Source organism: Synergistaceae bacterium (assembly GCA_031267575.1).
Classification (GTDB): Bacteria; Synergistota; Synergistia; order Synergistales; family Aminobacteriaceae; genus JAIRYN01.
Genome location: JAIRYN010000040.1, coordinates 33,604 through 52,452 on the forward strand (window position 1 = coordinate 33,604; position 18,849 = coordinate 52,452).

Below are 18,849 nucleotides of genomic sequence, written 5' to 3' on the forward strand. Positions count from 1 at the left end.
CTTCAAGAAAGCGCATCAACATGTTGGACCCACTACCTATTGCTACGAGCTTCACGAGATTCAACTTTTTCTTTGGCTTTATAATCGACTCGACTTTAGAGTTTACTCATTATGAGTAGGTATTAGTACACGAAAAGGATCGGAGAGACCAGTGTTTTCAGTGAAACAAATGAAACAAATGAAACAAACGAAACAAGAGACGAATGATCACGAAAATTCCAAAGAAGCGCGTCAGGCGTTTCCAGTTCTTTCTGGACTCAGGCTCTGGATCGCGGACGGGAGCCTGGTGGCCTGCGCGGCTCTCTGGGGCCTGGGGTTCGTGGCAATGAAGGATGCTCTTGTTGTTTACACCACCTGTTGGCTGCTCTTTTTTCGTTTTGGAGGCGGAGCTCTTCTGACGGGAGTATGTTTTTTCAGAAGTATTGCTGGAGCCACCCAAAGGGATTTGAGGGGCGGTCTTGTTATTGGAATTTTTCTGTTCTTGGGCATGAGTTTGCAAACTTGGGGCTTGAACTACACCACAGCGGGGAAGCAGGCTTTTCTCACCGCCAGTTATGTCATGATGGTGCCTCTGCTTCTCTGGGGGTTGCGCAGAGCTTTTCCCGGTTGGGTCGTCATCTTGGGGGCGCTCATTTGTTTCGCAGGCATGGGGCTTCTCACCTCGGACATAGTCGAACCGCTCAACGAAGGAGACGTTTTGACCGTGATCTCCGCCGTTTTCTTTGCCCTACAGATCATCGCCACTGGACATTACGCGGCCAAGGGGAACCCTTTGGTTCTCACTTTCGTTCAGTTCGCCGTTGTAGCCTTCTTATCCTTCTATTCAGCGCTCTTGTTTGAAGGGCCTCTCGAACTCCAGGGAAGCAGGGGGCTTCTGGAAATCGTCTATGTTACGGTTTTCTGCACCTTTCTCTGCTTCCTCATACAGAACGTCGCTCAAAAAATCACATCTCCCGCTCACGCGTCGATATTGCTGGGGCTGGAGTCGGTGTTTGGCGCGTTGGGCGGCGTCCTTCTCCTGAACGAGGCCTTTTCCCTCAGGATGGGCGTCGGTTGTTCGCTGATTTTCGGGGCTGTTCTTCTGATTGAACTCGCCCCGCTGATTTTCCCGGAGCCTCTTTTGGTGGAATGAGCTTTTCCGTCCTCCCGAAACTGATAAGGGTGTTCCTTGGCCGGAACACCCTCAGCTTCATATCCATATATAGCATTCAAGCCTGGCGAGAACTTTTTTTTGCGATAAAACATATGTACGCGCAGAAATTTTTGATGTTTAGACGACACATCATGTAGTCCCATATCGCACTGATAAGAAAAAATGGGAAAAAAAATGAAAAATAGCCCGATTGATGATAGCTAAAACAAAATTGAACGTCAAAGCCATTTTCCCGCAGTACGTTATTCAAGGCTTTGAAAAAACAGAGGTTATAATATGCTTTGAAACCCCCAACACCTTTTGATTCTGGGCGTAATTTGTAGAGAATCTTTTTCGATAAACTGTGCGGAAGACATTGATTTATGATCGCGAACAGCGCGAATTTGTTCGGCAAGAGGCTGATGAAATAGCCATTCGGCTTTAAGATACGACTGATTTCTTTAATGGAAGCAGCCAAGTTCGGAAGATGTTCAAGGACGGAAGCCGACGTCACCATATCAATTGAACAATCATCCAACGGGATAAATTTCGTGACATCGGCCACAATTTTCTCATCCACGTCTTCGTTGTATTGTATTTCTTCTTCTGATATATCGACAACGATAATTTTGTTTTGTTTAAAAGACATCCTCTCGGCGGAATAGATACACTTTTTCCCACCGCCTATATCGACAACGATTTGCTCGTCTTTCAATTTGTTCTTTACTGCGTTGAAATAAAAACCACTAATACTGAATTGCATATTGGAGAAAAGCGGCTCTATTTTTTTACACATTTTCTTGTTAAAATCTATAAAACTCATGGAAATTCACCTCTCATTTTCTCTCAATAGACCCTATACGCGTCGATCAAAATCTGGATCGCGTGGAACAAGACGACAATACCTAACCAGATCAAAGCGACCAACAAAGTTTGCGCCTTGCCTGCGTTCTTAAGGTTTTTAATAATTCAGTCAAATTTGAGTCGAAAGAGAAATGTTATCAGTTCCTAGGAAAATTCAATAAAAATTTCCCACAGGAATAGGTTCATCCCTATTTCTATAATTTTCTCTGACTTAACTACTTATAACTCGTTAGGTTTTAGTCACGTTGGGGAAAAAAGTATAATACTAAATAAGCTGCCTTTATTATTACTACAAGGAGGAGAACGTAAAATTATGAATGGCGTGTTCTGTGTTCTGTGTTCTGTGTTCTGTGTTCTGTGTTCTGTGTTCTGTGTTCTGTGTTCTGTGTTCTGTGTTCTGTGTTCAAATTATACCTGATATTTTCATAGTAACAAGTGTAAAACATATTGTTTTTTCCTCCTGATTTACGGTGAATCAATACATAAGTATTTTAGCATGAAGTCAAGATTTTATCTCATCTCCAAATCCATGACTTTATCTTCCTGTGCCGATAAGCTGAGTGAACGTCATTTCTCTAAACAATAGTCACGGATAATCTCTATTCCTCCGGAGGTTGGCTGGAATCCCTCGAATGTGTTGGAGCCAATGGCTTACGCTGTATTTTTCTAACGTTTCCAAGTCGGGGATCAAGTCGGGGGTCAAGTCGGGGATTGAAGTACATAAACCTCTTTTGGTGGAACAAGTTTCCCCTTTCCGAAACCGATAAGGTCTTTGCGACCGGCTTTCAGAAGTGCCTCTCTTGTTAAGGCGTGGTTTTGCGGCATTCGGTGTTGAAGAAGCGCCCGTTGCGTTTTGCGCTCTTGCGAATCACGAGGCACGATGATGGACTCCCCTGTGAAGGGATCGAGTTCCGTGTAGTATATGCAGGTCGCAAGGCTGCCGGGGGTCGGGATGAAGTCCTGGACTTGCTCAGGGCAGAACTCTAGTTCCGCGGCAAACAGGGCGAGTTCCACCGCCTGGAGAAGCCCCGTGCCGGGATGGCTAGTCATGAAATAAGGCAGGAGGTACTGTTTTTTCCCCAAACGTTCGTTGATCTCCCGGAAGAGTTGCATAAATTCGCGGTAACGAGTTATATCTCCCTTGCGCATTGCGCGCAGCGCCGTGGGGGACGCGTGTTCTGGAGCAACTTTGAGCTGACCGCTGACGTGATAAAGGCACAGCTCGGTTAGAAATTCCCGTCCCCCTTTGCCGTCCGCCATCAGATAATCGTAGCGCAAGCCCGAACGCACGAACACTTTCTTCACTCCCTTGATGCCGCGCGCCTCGCGTAACAGCTCCAGGTAGTCGGTGTGGGACGTATCCAGACGCCTACAGGGTTCGGGAAACAAACATTCTCGGTTTTTGCAGGTGCCTCGCGCAGCCTGTTCCGAGCAAGACGGATGACGGAAGTTCGCCGTGGGGCCTCCAATGTCGTGAATGTAGCCTTTAAAGTCCTTCGCTCGCGTCAAGGTCTTGACCTCCTGCAGGATTGACTCGTGGCTTCGCGCCTGGACGATCCTTCCCTGGTGGGCATGGATGGCGCAAAAGGCACAACTACCGAAGCATCCGCGGTGGCTGGTGACGCTGAACTTCACCTCGGCCAAGGCAGGAATGCCCTCGGTTCTATACATGGGATGCCATTCGCGGACGTAGGGAAGATCGTAGATCTCGTCCATCTCTCCCTCTGTCAAAGGAGAGGCGGGCGGCAACTGCACCAAAAACACTCGCCTCTTCCCCTCTTCCCCGTACCTCTGGATCAACGTTTTGCCCCGTATAGGGTCTTGCTCTAGCGACGCCAGGCGAAAGGCTTCGGCGAAATTTTTTTTGCAGCGTGTTACTTCCTCCCAGGAGGGAAGTTCCACGAAGGGATCCAGGTTTTTCAGATTCTCCAGATCGTTCGTCACATAACATGTTCCTCGCGCCTGACATATAGCGTTCACAGGGGTTCCTTCATCTAGAAGCCGCGCGATCTCAAGGATCTGCCTCTCGCCCATGCCGAAGACCAGAAGGTCAGCTTGGCTGTCCAGCAAAATTGAGTGTCTCAGGGAACCCGACCAGTAGTCGTAGTGCGCGAATCGTCGAAGGCTGGCCTCAATGCCTCCGATGATCAAGGGGATAGAGCCCCAGATCTCCCGGATCTTCTGACAATAGACGATGGTGGCGCGGTCGGGACGTAAGCCGATCCGCCCGCCAGGGGAATAGGCGTCTGTGCCTCTGGTTTTCTTATTGGCCGTCAGCTTATTCAGCATGGAGTCCAGGTTGCCAGCGCTCACCAATACCCCCAAACGGGGGCGTCCCATGCGAGTGAAATCCTCCTGAGCCTCTGAGGTCCGCCACTCGGGCTGTGCGAGGATTCCCACTCGATACCCGCGGTGTTCCAACAAACGACCAATAAGCGCCATCGCGAAGCTGGGGTGATCCACATAGGCGTCACCAGTGATAAACAGGAAGTCAAGCTCTTTCCAGCCCCGCGTGTCCATATCCGACCGGCACACAGGCAAAAAGTTTCCAAAAGGAACCTCCGGTTTAAATTCACGCGGCCGTTTGGGCTTCAGGATTTGTTCTTTGGGCTTCAAAGATGTTCCTCCTATTTGACATACTCCCACTTTGACATACTCCCACGACTCAAGTCGTGTGATTCTAAGATCGACAAAGACAGCCAACCGAAGTGGGCCTTACGTCTTCTCTCTTAAGAGTCGATGCCCCGACTCTGCGGATATTCAGCGTCACATTGATATCGCAATCATGAAAGAAGTCTAACATGAATTTAGAGACACGACAAGAAACAAAAACGAACACCGCTCGTTGGCGGCGTTGCGATTTTCATCTAACGGCTCAACGGCTGAAGCCCTTGGCTTTCTCATCACTTTATTGTAAACAATGACCCTACTACACAGAAAACCGAACATAAGAAAAAATGGAAATTTTCCGCATATCGTTATAAAAGATCTTTCGATGACTATTCAACTTTACCGCAAAGCGCATGAATTTACCGCAAAGCGCATGAACAAAGGGTGGCGGTGTGGTACAATTTTTCAGACGAATCATCGGGGAGAAAATAAAGGGAAAAAAGGATTTTTCAGTATTCCAGGGGAGGTAACAATGTAAAAATGTTAAAAAAATCGAGTTTATTGAGCTTACTGACAGCGTTGTTTTTAGCGGGTGGGTTCTGGGTGGCAGGTATAGCGGAGGCGGCCGCAACCTCGACTGCGGACACCATTGGGGTTATTGATTCACAACAGATCATCTCCAAACACCCGTCCTTTGAAAACGCGGCGAAACAACTCCAGGAGATCGGCAGACAAAAGGAAGGCGAAGCCAAAGCCGCCGCGGACAAAGAAGAGCAACCCGCTCAGAAGGCTCAGGTCGTCCAAGCCAAGCGTATGGAATTGGCGAGGGAAGAACAGCGATTGATGGAGCCCATTCTAAAACAATGCCAGGAGGCGGTGCGCATCGTCGCTAAGAAAAAGAAGGTGACGGTCGTCTTAGAAAAAGTGTCCGTCTATTTTGGAGGAATGGACATCACAGATGATGTGATTCAACAGTTACAGTTGATGAAGTAGTTTTTGTGGATTTTCCGTCATGAGGGGCCGCGCTTGAGGCGTGGCCCCCTTTGGTTATGTAAGCTAGAAAGACTACGAAAAAAGTATTTTTATAAGGGGTATTTTATGAAATGAAATTATTTATCACGGATATCGACGACACGCTTTCAGTGGGCGAAACCGTTTCCCAGGAGGTTCGGGACGCCTGCGCGCGTCTCAGGGCCCACGGGTGGGAGATCATGATCGCCACAGGACGCATCTTCGGGACGGCTAGGGGGCACATGGAGGCCGCAGGCGTCACTCAGCCCTCCATTCTCTATGACGGGGCCCGCCTCATGACTCCAGAGGGGAAGGAGGTCTGTTCTTCGCTTTTCGACCTTGCCATTGCGGAGGAACTGCTAAATTTCCTATGGACGTTTCCGGCCGAGATCCAGGTGGTGGGGAACGAAACTGTGCGCTGCCGCGAGAGCGACCGGGAAACGATCCGCTTTTACCGGGAGGCAGGAGTTCCAGTGGATTTCATCGCGTCCCCTTCCATGAAAAAGGTCACGAAAGAGGCCACGCCCTCGGAACCCATCTATCGGATCGGCCTGTGGTTGAAGTTCGAGAACTTGTCCGCTATCGAGAAAAAAGTAAAAGCCGCCTTCGGTTCTCGCGCGGAGGTAATCTCCAGTGGACCGAAGTTTCTGGATATCCTATCCAAAGAGGTCTCTAAAGGCAGTGCGCTGAAAGAATTCGTCGCGACTTTGCCCCAGCGCCCTGAGGTGATCGTGGCGGCGGGGGATCACAAGAACGACCTGACGATGCTGAGTTACGCGGACGTTGCCGTCGTCCCCAGCAATGCCTCCCAGGAGGTGCTGCCCTTGGCTCATATCGTCATGCCCAAGGCCGCCCAAAACGGAATAAGCGCTCTGGCGGAGTACCTTCTTTCGCCTGGTTTTTCCGTATCGGAAACCCGAAGAGGCTCCCCATTAGTTCTTTAAGCCTTTTTTCTCATTTGTCTTTATCAGTTGTTGGACTGTTTGAAATTTAATGGTTTTTGCGTGACCCACCGCGTCGGCTACGATTTATAATAAGCCTGAAAAACGGAGGGTGTCGCGATAGGAGCTACGATATGAACGCACAAAAGCGAAGCGACAGAGGAGAGATGGAGAGGATGAGCTCGCAAGTCTTGGACCCGACGGATCTGCAAATAAGAACGTACCCCGACCCTGTTTTAAAAACTCCCGCGACTCCCGTGGAGAGCTTCGGTCCGGAATTGGCCGCCTTCGTTGAGGAGATGCTTACGACAATGAAGATGAACAACGGAGCTGGACTGGCCGCGCCTCAGGTAGGTGTTTCAAAAAAAATAGCCGTCATCGGCTGCGAGGAATCGTTCTATGTATTGATTAACCCCAGGCTTTTGGAACAGGCGGGGGAACAGGAAGGGGAAGAAGGGTGCCTCAGTTTTCCTGGTATTTTCGCCACTGTGAAGCGCCCAGCCCGCGTCAAAGTCGCCGCCCAAGATGTCATGGGCGAAGAACACGTCTACGAGGTGGAGGGGTATCCGGCCCGCGCCTTTCTTCACGAGATGGACCATCTGGAGGGGAAGCTCTTCATCGAACGCCTCTCGGCCCTAAAACGAGGGATGATTCGTAAGAAAATGTATAAACGCGTTCAGGATGAGAATAAATAAAGAGAATAAATAACAGGAAGAGAATAAAGAGGAGAATAAATCAGTTTGAGAATTTGGTTTGTGGGGGGCGGGGTTTTTGCTGCTTCCTGTCTGGTTCAGTTGTGCGAGAGTCTGTCTTTCGAGAAAATCGTTACGGGACACCCCACGAAAGCCGGCAGGGGAATGAAAGACCGGGTTTCTCAAGTGGAGCGGGTCGCGGAGGGGTTGGGGTTTGCCGCAATCATCGAGAGAACAGGGCCTCTGTCCCGGAACGAGAAGTTGACGAAGATCGTCTCCGACGATCCGCCGGATCTGATGTTCGTGGTGGACTTCGGACAGATCATTCGGGAGCCTTTTTTAAACGGGCCGCGTTACGGGTGTTTAAACATACACCCCTCCTTGTTGCCCCGGTGGCGGGGAGCGGCGCCGGTGCAACGAGCTTTGATGAACGGCGACGAAAGAATGGGCGTGACGGTTTTCCGGCTGGTGGAGGAGATGGACGCGGGTCCCATTCTGACCCAGGTGGAGGTTTCCGTAACCCTGGAGTCCACATCAGAAGAGCTTTTCGAGATTCTGGCCGGCGCGGGCAGCCAAATCGCAATCCAAGGTGTGGAGTCCCTCATAGAGGGAGGCGCTCGATTTTCAGCGCAAAATTCGGATTTTGTCACCTACGCGACCAAGTTGACCAAAGAAGAGGCGGAGGTGTCGTGGACTCAGAATTATCTTTACATCCACAACGTCGTAAGGGCTTTTGCCTCTTCGAGTGGGGCTTTTGCCATTGTCGAGGGCAAGAGAGTGAAGCTGTGGCGCACGACGCCTATGGAGACGCTTGCGGAGGAAGAAGGTCGGCCGGGGCAAGTGCTTCGATTTTGGGAGGGTGACCCGGTAATCGCTTGCGAGGGCGGGGCGCTGCGCTTGCGGGAGGTTCAGAATGAGGGCAAGCGTAGGGTCAGCGGCGCGGATTGGGCCTGCGGAGGCAGGTTGAAAGCGAGGGGGGTGTTGGGGTAATGGAGGATGGCATTCTAGGCGACCTTTTGGGAGACCTTACGCGCTATTATGAATGGCCCAAGGCGATAGCCGTCACAGGCGCTCTTGGTTCCGGCAAGACCGAGTTCGTTCTAAATCTAGCTAAGGGTTTGAAGAAAAACAATAAGAACGTCACCATCGCCGACGCCGATATTATTAATCCTTATTTTTGCATCCGTCAAATAACAGAACCCCTCGAACGAGAAGGCTTTTCCATTTTAAATCCGCCAGAAACCGCAAAATGGTCCGATATGTCCGTCATCAATCCTCAAATAGGGAACGCCGTCGTCGGCCACGCCGATCATCTGATTATCGACGTGGGCGGAGACTCCGGCGGAGTCATGGCACTGAAACAATTTGAGCTGGACATTCAGTCTGTCGGCTACAAACTTCTTCTCATCGTCAACGCCTATCGCCCCAAAACGGCAACTCCCGCCGACATCGTTCAAATGGCTCGGCGCATGGAAGCCCTCTGCGGCCTAAACGTGGGGGCGCTGGTCAGCAATTCTCACATGATGGAAAACACCACGATGGAGGATGTGACGCGAGGTTTGGATGTGGTACTGGAGGCCGGCGATGAAATGAACTTGCCGGTGCTTTACGCCGCTGTCGCCAACGACCTTTACGAGGCGACAAAGCCCTTAATGAATATGAAAATGGAAAGAATGAAAAAAATGGAAAGAATGGGGAAAATGAAAAGACACGAGATTCCCCTGTGGCCGGTGATCCGCTTTATGAAACGCCCTTGGGAGGGCTCCGAATTGTGGTCCTAACGCGGTAGTACCGCGTGTTCGCGTATTTGCGGAAGTTCGTGTTTTAGGGGTGTGGGCTGAATGTAAGAAAGGAGTTTTGGGAATGGCGAAAGGACGAGTAACGATCAGAGAGGAGTTTTGTAAAAGCTGCGGCCTTTGCGTGGCGGCGTGCCCCACCAAGGTGTTGAGGATATCCGAGCGCATCAATCCGAAAGGTCATCGTCCGGTCGAGCAATTTAAAGAAGGTTGCACGAACTGCGCCTTGTGCGCCCGAATGTGTCCAGACGTGGCCTTGTCCGTGTATCGAATCGACGACTGACCGACAGTTCGAGCTTCAGGAGGCGAGTGAAATCATGAAAAGAGCATTGATGAAAGGAACCGAGGCAATAGCCGAAGCGGCGATACAGGCCGGCTGCAAGTACTTTTTCGGTTATCCCATAACACCGCAGAATGAGATTCCAGAGTACATGTCGGCTCGTCTGCCCCAAGTGGGAGGAACCTACCTTCAAGCGGAAAGTGAGGTCGCCTCGATCAACATGGTGATGGGAGGGGCCGCCACGGGCTATAGAGTGATGACCACATCCTCCAGTCCGGGGATTTCTTTGATGTCCGAGGGAATTTCCTACATCGCTATGGCGGAGCTGCCCTGCGTCATCGTGAACATCTCTCGGGGCGGTCCTGGCTTGGGCAACATTCTGCCGGCCCAAGGCGACTACAATCAAGCCACCCGAGGGGGAGGACATGGAGACTATCACCTGGTGGTGCTGGCGCCCGGCAATCTTCAGGAGGCCGTGGACTTCACCCAAGACGCCTTCGATATCTCCCAGAAATACCGCACTCCCGTTTTGCTCCTGGCCGACGGGTTCATGGGTCAGATGATGGAGGCCGTGGAGATCAAGCCCCGCAAGGTCGAAGACCCAGCCTCAAACGCGGACTGGGCTCTGGGCTGGTGGGATGAGAGAGGCAGCAGACGCTCCAATATCTACAGTATGCAATTGGAACCGGACAGGCTGGAGAAACATAACACGTACCTTCAAGAGAAGTTCGCGCGCCTCCAGGCCAATGAGTTTCGATTTGAGCGTTACAAGGTCGAGGATGCGGAACTGCTCCTCACTTCTTACGGAACCACCAGCCGCGTTTGTCGCTCGGCCATCAACAACCTCCGGGAGGAAGGGTATAAGGTGGGAATGATGCGTCCCATGACGCTCTGGCCGTTCCCGGCCGCCGGGCTTTCCTCCTTGCCTAACAGCGTCAAGTGCATTCTGGATGTGGAGATGAGCCCTGCTTTCCCAATGGTGGACGACGTGCGTTTGGCGACTTCCTGTAGCTTGCCCATCGCCACTGTGGGACGCTGGGGTGGGTTTTCCCCCTCCGTGCGCCAGGTCGAGGAAAAGTGCAAAGAACTGCTTAAGCATTAGGAGGTGTCCTGAATGAGCGAAACTCTAGTTTTCGATATGCCGAAAGTGTGGAGGGCTGACGTTCACACCCATTATTGCCCCGGCTGTACTCACGGCTTGGCCCATCGTTTGGTTTGCGAGGCCATCGACGCGCTGGAAATTCAGAATAAAACGATTGGGATCGCCCCTGTGGGTTGCGCGGTGCTGATACATCAATATCTGGACCTGGACTTTTTGGAGGCCGCTCACGGACGCGCTCCCGCCGTGGCTAGCGCTGTCAAGGTTGTGCGCCCGGATAAGATCGTTTTCACTTACCAGGGAGACGGGGACTTGGCCTCCATCGGTATGGCTGAGATCATCCACGCGGTAAACCGCGATTTGCCCCTGACCGTGATTTTTATCAACAACGCCATCTATGGGATGACCGGCGGGCAAATGGCCCCCACCACCCTGCTGGGTCAAAGGTCCACAACCAGCCCGGCCGGACGCGATGCGAAAAAGAACGGTTACCCCATCCGCATGTGCGAGATGTTGGCGACTTTAGAAGGTCCCGCCTACATCGAGCGCGTGGCCCTGACCCAACCCAAGTACATTATGAAGGCCAAACAGGCCGTCCTCAAAGCCTTCAAAAACCAAGTGGAGGGTAAGGGCATTTCCTTCGTGGAACTCCTCTCCACTTGTCCCACTAACTGGGGAATGCGCCCAGTGGACGCCTGCAAGTGGCTTGAGGAAAACATGATCCCCTACTATCCTCTGGGCGTTTTCAAGGATTTCAAGTGAGGGGGCGCTGAAGATGGACAATAAGAAGACGGGGGATACGAAATTTGAAAAATCTTTGATCGCCGCGGGTTTCGGCGGGCAAGGACTGATGGTTTTGGGGCAACTGGTGGCCTACACGGGAATCGAAGAAGGGCGCTTCGTCTCCTGGATTCCCTCCTATGGTCCGGAGATGCGTGGGGGCACGGCAAACTGCTGCGTCATCGTCTCCAGCGAGGAGATCGGGGCTCCCGTGGTGTCTGAGGCGGATGTGATCGTGGTTATGAACCAGCCCTCTTTCGAAAAATTCAAAAACGACGTCAAGGAGGGAGGCCTGCTTCTCTACAATAGCGACCTGGTCAAAGCTGATGGGGTGAGACCTAACGTTAGAACCGTCGGAGTTCCCGTCAACACCATCGCCAGGGAGGCGGGGAGCGAGAAAGTCGCAAACATCGTCATGCTGGGAGCTGTGGTGGCGGCCTCCGGCATCGTGGGTGATAAAACTTGCGTGGAGACTTTGAAGGAAAAGCTGGGCAAGAAAAAACCCGAATATCTGCCCATGAACTTGGCCGCCTATGAAAGAGGCAAAGCTATAGTTCATTAAAAACGCTGGAGGTAAAGACGTCTCTCGCGCCAGGGCGAAATGGCCGATAAAAACGGGAAGGGCGGAGGTTTTCTCCGTTCTTTCCGTTTTTAAGGTATAATACGCCCGGTCAAGTAGTCGAAAGGAGCAGGGGATATGAAGACGGAGTTGTTGGAGCAGGAAAATCAGGTAAAAAACAGTGTTAAGATAAAAATAGAATTTGAGGCTGAGGAATTTGTCGCGAGCGTGAACCAAATCGTCCAAGAAATGTCGAGAAGCGTCAACATTCCTGGATTTCGTAAGGGCCATATTCCTCGCAAAGTGATAGAGATGCGTTTCGGCAAGAGCAGCCTCCACTCCGAGGCGCTGGAAAAGATGCTCCCACACGCCATAGATCAGGTCATGGCGGACTACGATCTGGATACGGTCGGCACTCCATCTCTCAACGTACTCAACATGAGAGAAGGTGAACCTCTGGTGTGTGAAGTCGTCTTTGAAATCCTCCCAGAGGTGGAGCTGCCGGAGTTCGGGGACATCGAAGTGGAAATATCCCACCCCAATGTTACGGATGAAATGCTGGAAAACGTCATCCAGGACATCAAAAGGCAGTTTTCCACGTTGAACCCGGTGGAACGTCCGTCGGGCGAAGACGACGTGGTCTCCATCACATCCATGACCAAAGGGGAATCTCCTCAGACTGACGATGTGGATTTGTTTGCTCCTGCTCTCGAACAGAAACTCCGAAACGCCCTTTTGGGAAAATCCAAGGGAGATAAGGTTTTTTTTGAAAAGGAGACTGACGCTGGGGAGAAAATTGGCTATAATATCACGGTTAATGAGGTCAAAGAGCGTATTTTACCGGAGCTCGCCCCAGAGCTTTACAAGCGGGTATTGGGGATCGACGTGGAAACCGAAGAGGTTTTCAGAGAAAAGTTACACGCTCTCCTTTACACGCAAATAGAAAGGGACAACCTGGCCTACGCCAGCAGATCGGCTGTCGACGCGGTCGTGGCCAGATCCGAGCTGGAAATCTCAGATAATCTTCTGAACCGGCAGATCGAGTATCTGCAACAGAGAGATACCGCCAACTGCAAGAATCGCTATAATATGAGTTTAGAGGATTATCTTCGCGGCGCCTCCATAACTCTTTCCCAGTACGAGCAGCAGTTGCGGGTTCAGGCGACACAGGAATTGCGCCGAGAATTAGTATTGGACGCGGTGAGGAAGAAATTTGATATCGAGGTGGAGCAAAAGGACGTGGAGGAGGAACTGATACGTCTCGCCCCTACCCAGGGAGTGAATATCGACAAACTCCAAGCCGCTTTTCGCAAGGACAAAAACCGAATGAATCAAATGACCGCTGAACTGCGCCACATAAAATCGACTCAGGCGATCATGAAGAATATCAAAATAAAAGAAGTGGACGGGACCGTGCCGGAAGCGCCTTTATCCACGGAACCTATAATAACAGAGTCTATAATAGAAGAAGAAGCGGCCGCGCCGGAAGCGGCTGTGTCAGGAGGAGTAGAGTAATCTCATGTCCTACTTCAGCATTCCTTACGTCATCGAACAAACAGGGCGCGGAGAGCGGGCTTACGACATCTATAGCCGCCTGCTGAAAGACAGGATCGTCTTCTTGGGCACGGAAGTCAACGACGACATCGCCAACGTGATCGTTGCCCAGTTGCTTTTCCTGGAGAGCGAGGACCCGGATAAAGATATTCACCTTTACATCAACAGCCCTGGCGGCAGCGTCACGGCCGGATTTGCCATCTACGACACCATGAATTACATCAAGAGCCCCGTCTCTACCATCTGTTTGGGCATGGCCGCCAGCATGGCCGCTGTTCTTCTGGCGGGGGGCGCGGCGGGCAAACGTATCGCCCTTCCTAACGCCGAAGTGCTGATCCATCAGCCTATGGGTGGTGCCCGTGGACAGGCCAGCGATATAGAGATCCACGCGCGCAACATCCTGAAGACGCGGGAGCGGATCAACAGAATTCTGGCCGTCCATACGGGTCAGAAGGTCGAAAAAATCGCAATGGACACGGATAGGGACAATTTTATGACGGCAGACGAGGCTCTGGTCTACGGGCTCATCGACAAAGTTTTTGAAACTCGGTGAGCCCATCGGTGGTAAGCCCATTGATTGGTAGTGTAAGGGGAATATAAAAAATCTCCTTATGCGCGTGTCTGGAGGTTGACATGAAAAAATTAAGCAACAACGACAAGGGACAACGCGAGGTTCGCTGTTCGTTTTGCGGTAAAGGCCAGAGCGAGATCTACCGATTGATCTCTGGACCGGGCGTTTACATCTGCGACGAGTGCGTGAACCTGTGCAACATCATCTTGGCGGACGAGAAAGCGGGGCCAGACGCTCCTCACCCTCGAGGGAAGGGCATTGCTCCTACTCCTCAGCCTGTGAACGTGAAGGGTGCGCGGGAGTTAACATTGTCCACCCCTAAAGAACTCAGCGCTTTCCTGGACCAGTACGTGATTGGGCAAGACCGGGCTAAGCGGGTAGTCTCCGTGGCGGTCTATAACCATTATCAGCGGGTGAAGAACAATATTGACACACGGGACCCTGACGTGGAACTGCAAAAGAGCAACGTGCTCTTTCTGGGCCCCACGGGCTCTGGGAAGACCCTTATCGCTCAAACCTTGGCCCGCAAGTTGAACGTGCCTTTCGCCATCGCCGATGCCACGACCCTCACCGAGGCGGGTTATGTGGGCGAGGACGTGGAGAACATTTTGGTGCGCCTTTTGCAGGCGGCCGACTACGACCTGTCTGCCGCCGAGCGTGGCGTCATCTACATCGACGAGCTGGATAAGATAGCCCGCAAGTCTGAGTCCACCTCAATCACCCGAGATGTTTCAGGGGAGGGAGTACAACAAGCCCTCTTGAAGATTTTGGAGGGAACGGTGGCCAACATCCCCCCTAAGGGCGGGCGCAAACACCCCCATCAAGAGTTTATTCAAATGAATACCAGCAACATCCTATTTATCTGCGGCGGGGCTTTCGAGGGAATCGAGGAGATTGTGGCGCGACGCGAAAGCAAACGCACCATCGGTTTTGGGGGGGAACTTTCCGCTCAAAACGCCCAAAAACGCTACGAGATCGTCAGCAAGATACAGCCGGAAGACCTGATGGCCTTCGGGTTCATTCCCGAACTGATTGGACGCATCCCCATTCTGGTGGCCTTGGAAGACTTGGATGAGGAGGCTTTTGTTCGCATCCTCTTGGAGCCGCGCAACTCCTTGGTCAAACAGTACAAAAAGATTCTGGCCATGGAAAACGTGCGTCTGGACTTCACCACGGAGGCTCTGTCCCGGGTGGCCTCTCTGGCGGTGAAAAAGAAAACGGGAGCCCGGGGATTGCGCTCCATCATGGAGAACCTGATGCTAGACATTATGTATGAGCTGCCTTCCTCCGATAAAAAAATCGACAGCATCGAAATCACAGCGGATTTTATAGACCACAAACTCTCTCTCTACGAGCTTTTGGGTACGGAGAAGGAGGTCGCGTGAGATGAACGTCTTCCTGGAAAACCCGCGAAAAGGCCCGCTGAAAGATCAACGGGAGCCGTACTCTGGGGTTGAGATCATTATGGATCAGGAGGACGACGTTTACCCCATATTGCCCATCAGGGACGTGGTTATTTTCCCCGGCGTCATCATTCCGCTTTTCGTGGGACGGCCCCGCTCCATGAAGGCTATCGAAAACGCCTTGTTGCGCGGAAAAAAAATCTTCGTGGTGGCCCAGAAAAAGATCGACATCGAGGATCCCGACCGGGAAGACCTTTATGACACGGGGACCCTTTGCAATATCTTACAGATGGTACGCATTCCCGACGGCACGACGAAGGTGCTGGTAGAGGGAATCACCCGCATGAAGATTGAGTCTTACTTGGAGAGCAACGGCAAAAACGACAGCGTATTGGAAGCCCATCTTCTCCCCATGCCCTGGCGCAATTCAGGTGCCGTTAGCGTGGAGGCTCTGAAGCGCCGTGTTCTGGATGGGTTCGAGCGTTATAACTCTTTGCAGCCTCGTATTCCCGGCGAGATCATGTCCTCCATCCTCGCCATCGAGGACGTGGGGCAGTTGGTAAACTTGGTGGGTTCTCACCTTTCGGTAAAGCCGGAGTTTAAGCAGCGCCTCCTGGAGAAGGCGGACCTGGAAGAAGCCCTGAGCGTCCTGCTGAAAATGCTGGTGGAGGAAATTGACATCCTGGAATTAGAACACGATATTCAGGACAAGGTTCGCTCCGTGGTGGACAAACAGCAAAAAGAGTATTACCTGAGGGAGCAGTTGCGCATCATTCAGGATGAACTGGGGCAGAACCGGGGTGAAGAGGGGGGTGAATTCGCTCAGTACGAGAAGAAAATCGAGACTTCCGCCATGAGCGAAGAGGCCCGATCCAGGGCCCAAAGGGAGCTGGATCGCCTCGCTAAAATGCCCTCCATGTCTCCTGAGGCCGCTGTGGTCCGCAATTACCTGGATTGGCTAATTGACCTGCCTTGGGGATTGCGGACCGTGGATAACGTGGACATCGCCCACGCCGCTCGGCTTCTGGAAGAGGATCACTACGGACTGAACAAGGTCAAGGACCGCATCCTCGAATTTTTGGCGGTACGCCGTCAGGCAGGAGACGAAATGAAGGCCCAGATTATCTGCTTCGTAGGACCTCCGGGGGTGGGTAAAACGTCCTTGGGTCGTTCTATCGCCCGTGCTCTCGACCGCAAGTTTGTGAACGTATCTTTGGGCGGGGTTAGGGACGAGGCCGAGATTCGTGGGCATCGCAGAACCTACATTGGTTCCTTGCCAGGGCGCATCATCCAGAAATTGGTCCGGGCGGGAAGCTGTAATCCCGTGATTCTCCTCGACGAGATCGACAAACTGGGAAACGACTTTCGGGGTGACCCCGCCTCTGCGCTTTTGGAGGTTTTAGACCCCCGGCAAAACTACAGTTTCGCGGATCACTACCTGGAGGTTCCTTTCGACCTCAGCGAGGTTTTGTTTATCACTACGGCCAACGTCACCCACACGATCCCCAAGCCGCTTCTTGACCGTATGGAGATCATCAAGCTATCGGGATACACCAACCAAGAGAAGACCAATATCGCCCTTCAGTACTTGTTTCCAAGGGTATTGAAGGAGCATGGGCTAGCGACGTCTCAGGTGAAACTCTCGGCCGCGACGGTCTCGCAAATCGCTTCCCTCTACACACGGGAGGCGGGGGTCCGAGGTCTGGAGCGGGAACTTTCCACCATCGCTCGCAAGATTACTCGGAATATGGTGGAGGCCGCGGACAAAAAAGAAAAATTCAAGCTGCCGGTTAGTGTCAAGGCCTCCCAGCTCAAGGACTACCTTGGGCCTCCGAAGCTCTATGATACGAAGATCCCCAAAAACGCCCAGAAGGGTAACGTGGTGGGTTTGGCTTGGACGGAGGCTGGAGGCGACGTCCTTTTGATTGAGGCCGTCACCATGAAGGGCAAGGGAGATTTGGCCCTCACAGGGAATCTGGGAGACGTGATGCAGGAGTCCGCCCGGGCGGCAGTGAGTTTCCTTCGGGCGGAAAGCGAAGCCCTAGGAATCGGAAACTTCAACTGGAAGGCCGTGGACATTCACGTTCATGTTCCAGACGGAGCTGTGCCCAAAGACGGCCCCTCCGCCGGCGTGACGATGGCGACGGCTATTCTGTCCGCCGTCAGTGGACGCAAGGTGAACCCCAACATCGCCATGACGGGGGAGATTTCCCTGCGGGGTCACGTGCTTCCCGTGGGGGGCATCCGGGAAAAGCTACTAGCCGCCAAACGCTATGGTATCAGCCACGTGATTTTGCCTGAGGCGAATAAAGTGGACGTGGAGGAGATACCAGTCGAAATACTGGGTAATATGCGATTTGACTACGCCTCCGAGGTCGAGGCGGTTTTCAAAAAGGCGCTGGCCGCGTAGGCGGGCATGGCGACGTGGAAGGCCGGAGTCGAGGCCACCGTGTTCGACTCTTCGCGTTTCCCCCCCGAGGGCGTGCCGGAAATTGCCGTGGCTGGGCGCTCCAACGTGGGTAAGTCTACTTTAATCAACTCCCTTTTGGGAGGAAAGTTTGCTCATGTGGGAGGAACGCCGGGGAAGACACGGAGCGTCAACTTCTACTCCGTGGAGTCGGGGAGCGGTCTCTTTCGTTTGACGGACCTGCCGGGTTATGGTTACGCTGAGCGCAGCAAGTCCGAGAAAAAAGAGTGGTCGCAGCTTACGACTGCTTACGTGGGACAGCGAAAATCTCTGATCTTGGTCTGCCACCTAGCGGATTTTCGTCATGGCCTTCTGGGCAACGACCGAATATTGCAGGACTGGCTTTGCGAGTGCGGCCGGCCAATTCTGGTGGTCTTCACCAAAGGGGACAAGATCACGAGGGGTAAAAGGCAGACGATGCTACGACAGTATGTTCGCGACGGTTTGAAATCCCTGGACGTGCCTATCGTCACTTCCGGCGAGGAGCGATTCGGCATCAACGAACTGAGGTCTTTTTTGGAGAGCTACGTAGCCGAGGCGGCAAAAACTTTTATGGCAATTCAGAATCCGCGATAGCGGCCATTCTTTTTTCCTATCAACTGCGACGGCTTGGGTTCCGATTATCTGTCGGGCCCAGCCGAGCACCCTCGCAAGTCATAATCTTTCGCGAACGCCACTTCTCAACGTCCTGTTTTACGATAAAGCGATGAGAAAGCCAACGGCTTCAGCCGTTGGATGAGAATTATAACGCCGCCGTTGGCGGCGTTTGTTTTGTATTTGGTTTCTTGCCATATGTCTATTTTTATGTTAAACTCCTTTTATGGCTTATCAACGATGGATTCATTCGAACACATCTGTGTTCAATATTGGCTATTATCTTATCTGGTGTCCAAAATATCGGCGCAAGGTGCTTGTTGGTGATGTAGAAATCCGACTCAAAGAACTTTTATACGAGAAAGCTGATGAGATCAATGTTCAGATTGCGAAGCTTGAGATCATGCCGGATCACATTCACGCCTTTGTCAAAACGCGGCCTATAAACGCTCCTCACTATATTGTCCGACAGCTCAAGAGCTATACGGCAAGAGTA

General features: G+C 52.2%; 18 protein-coding genes. 16 read left to right on the top strand and 2 right to left on the bottom strand.

The features are described from left to right. Positions 1-169 precede the first annotated feature (169 nt). Positions 170-1,132, top strand: a complete 963-nt coding sequence (locus LBJ36_05885) for a DMT family transporter (GenBank protein ID MDR1378565.1) — start codon at positions 170-172, stop codon at positions 1,130-1,132. Between the two features lie 76 nt (positions 1,133-1,208). On the opposite strand, the gene LBJ36_05890 is transcribed toward LBJ36_05885, so the two are convergent. After that, entirely contained in the window at positions 1,209-1,955 is a 747-nt protein-coding gene (locus LBJ36_05890) for a class I SAM-dependent methyltransferase (protein ID MDR1378566.1), read from the bottom strand. A gap of 740 nt (positions 1,956-2,695) precedes the next feature. Further along, positions 2,696-4,612 (bottom strand): YgiQ family radical SAM protein, encoded by a 1,917-nt coding sequence (locus LBJ36_05895; protein MDR1378567.1) that lies wholly within the window; start codon positions 4,610-4,612, stop codon positions 2,696-2,698. Positions 4,613-5,146: 534 nt separating this feature from the next. On the opposite strand from LBJ36_05895, the gene LBJ36_05900 reads away from it, so the two are divergent. The 15 genes from LBJ36_05900 to tnpA form a co-directional block, all read left to right on the top strand. Next, complete coding sequence (locus tag LBJ36_05900) at positions 5,147-5,599, top strand: OmpH family outer membrane protein (GenBank protein ID MDR1378568.1); 453 nt, start codon at positions 5,147-5,149, stop codon at positions 5,597-5,599. Positions 5,600-5,709: 110 nt separating this feature from the next. Then, the gene (locus LBJ36_05905) at positions 5,710-6,561 is read left to right on the top strand and encodes a Cof-type HAD-IIB family hydrolase (GenBank protein MDR1378569.1); all 852 of its coding nucleotides are present in this window, start codon (positions 5,710-5,712) and stop codon (positions 6,559-6,561) included. A 173-nt stretch (positions 6,562-6,734) separates the two neighbouring features. Continuing rightward, complete coding sequence (gene def / locus LBJ36_05910) at positions 6,735-7,253, top strand: peptide deformylase (GenBank protein MDR1378570.1); 519 nt, start codon at positions 6,735-6,737, stop codon at positions 7,251-7,253. 45 nt (positions 7,254-7,298) lie between these two features. Further along, on the top strand, positions 7,299-8,240 hold the full coding sequence (fmt, locus tag LBJ36_05915; protein MDR1378571.1) for a methionyl-tRNA formyltransferase: 942 nt from the start codon (positions 7,299-7,301) through the stop codon (positions 8,238-8,240). Then, positions 8,240-9,031, top strand: a complete 792-nt coding sequence (locus LBJ36_05920; protein MDR1378572.1) for a hypothetical protein — start codon at positions 8,240-8,242, stop codon at positions 9,029-9,031. Before fmt ends, LBJ36_05920 begins: the two co-directional genes overlap by 1 nt. A gap of 82 nt (positions 9,032-9,113) precedes the next feature. After that, positions 9,114-9,329 (top strand): 4Fe-4S binding protein, encoded by a 216-nt coding sequence (locus LBJ36_05925; GenBank protein ID MDR1378573.1) that lies wholly within the window; start codon positions 9,114-9,116, stop codon positions 9,327-9,329. Positions 9,330-9,363: 34 nt separating this feature from the next. Next, a complete protein-coding gene (gene vorB, locus LBJ36_05930) occupies positions 9,364-10,428 on the top strand; it encodes a 3-methyl-2-oxobutanoate dehydrogenase subunit VorB (protein MDR1378574.1) in 1,065 nt (354 codons plus the stop codon). A gap of 12 nt (positions 10,429-10,440) precedes the next feature. Continuing rightward, positions 10,441-11,187: a 2-oxoglutarate oxidoreductase gene (locus LBJ36_05935; protein ID MDR1378575.1), complete on the top strand. Its 747-nt coding sequence runs from the start codon at positions 10,441-10,443 to the stop codon at positions 11,185-11,187. A 13-nt stretch (positions 11,188-11,200) separates the two neighbouring features. Then, on the top strand, positions 11,201-11,767 hold the full coding sequence (locus LBJ36_05940; protein ID MDR1378576.1) for a 2-oxoacid:acceptor oxidoreductase family protein: 567 nt from the start codon (positions 11,201-11,203) through the stop codon (positions 11,765-11,767). 135 nt (positions 11,768-11,902) lie between these two features. Beyond that, positions 11,903-13,279 carry a trigger factor gene (tig, locus tag LBJ36_05945; GenBank protein MDR1378577.1) on the top strand — a complete coding sequence of 459 codons (1,377 nt, stop codon included), beginning with the start codon at positions 11,903-11,905 and terminating at the stop codon, positions 13,277-13,279. 4 nt (positions 13,280-13,283) lie between these two features. Further along, entirely contained in the window at positions 13,284-13,871 is a 588-nt protein-coding gene (gene clpP, locus LBJ36_05950) for an ATP-dependent Clp endopeptidase proteolytic subunit ClpP (protein ID MDR1378578.1), read from the top strand. 80 nt (positions 13,872-13,951) lie between these two features. Next, a complete protein-coding gene (gene clpX / locus LBJ36_05955; GenBank protein MDR1378579.1) occupies positions 13,952-15,274 on the top strand; it encodes an ATP-dependent Clp protease ATP-binding subunit ClpX in 1,323 nt (440 codons plus the stop codon). A gap of 1 nt (position 15,275) precedes the next feature. Beyond that, positions 15,276-17,702, top strand: a complete 2,427-nt coding sequence (gene lon / locus LBJ36_05960) for an endopeptidase La (protein ID MDR1378580.1) — start codon at positions 15,276-15,278, stop codon at positions 17,700-17,702. Between the two features lie 6 nt (positions 17,703-17,708). Then, positions 17,709-18,335 (top strand): ribosome biogenesis GTP-binding protein YihA/YsxC, encoded by a 627-nt coding sequence (yihA, locus tag LBJ36_05965; protein ID MDR1378581.1) that lies wholly within the window; start codon positions 17,709-17,711, stop codon positions 18,333-18,335. 244 nt (positions 18,336-18,579) lie between these two features. Continuing rightward, positions 18,580-18,849, top strand: a 270-nt coding sequence (tnpA, locus tag LBJ36_05970; protein ID MDR1378582.1) for an IS200/IS605 family transposase, incomplete at its 3' end; no start/stop codon positions are given.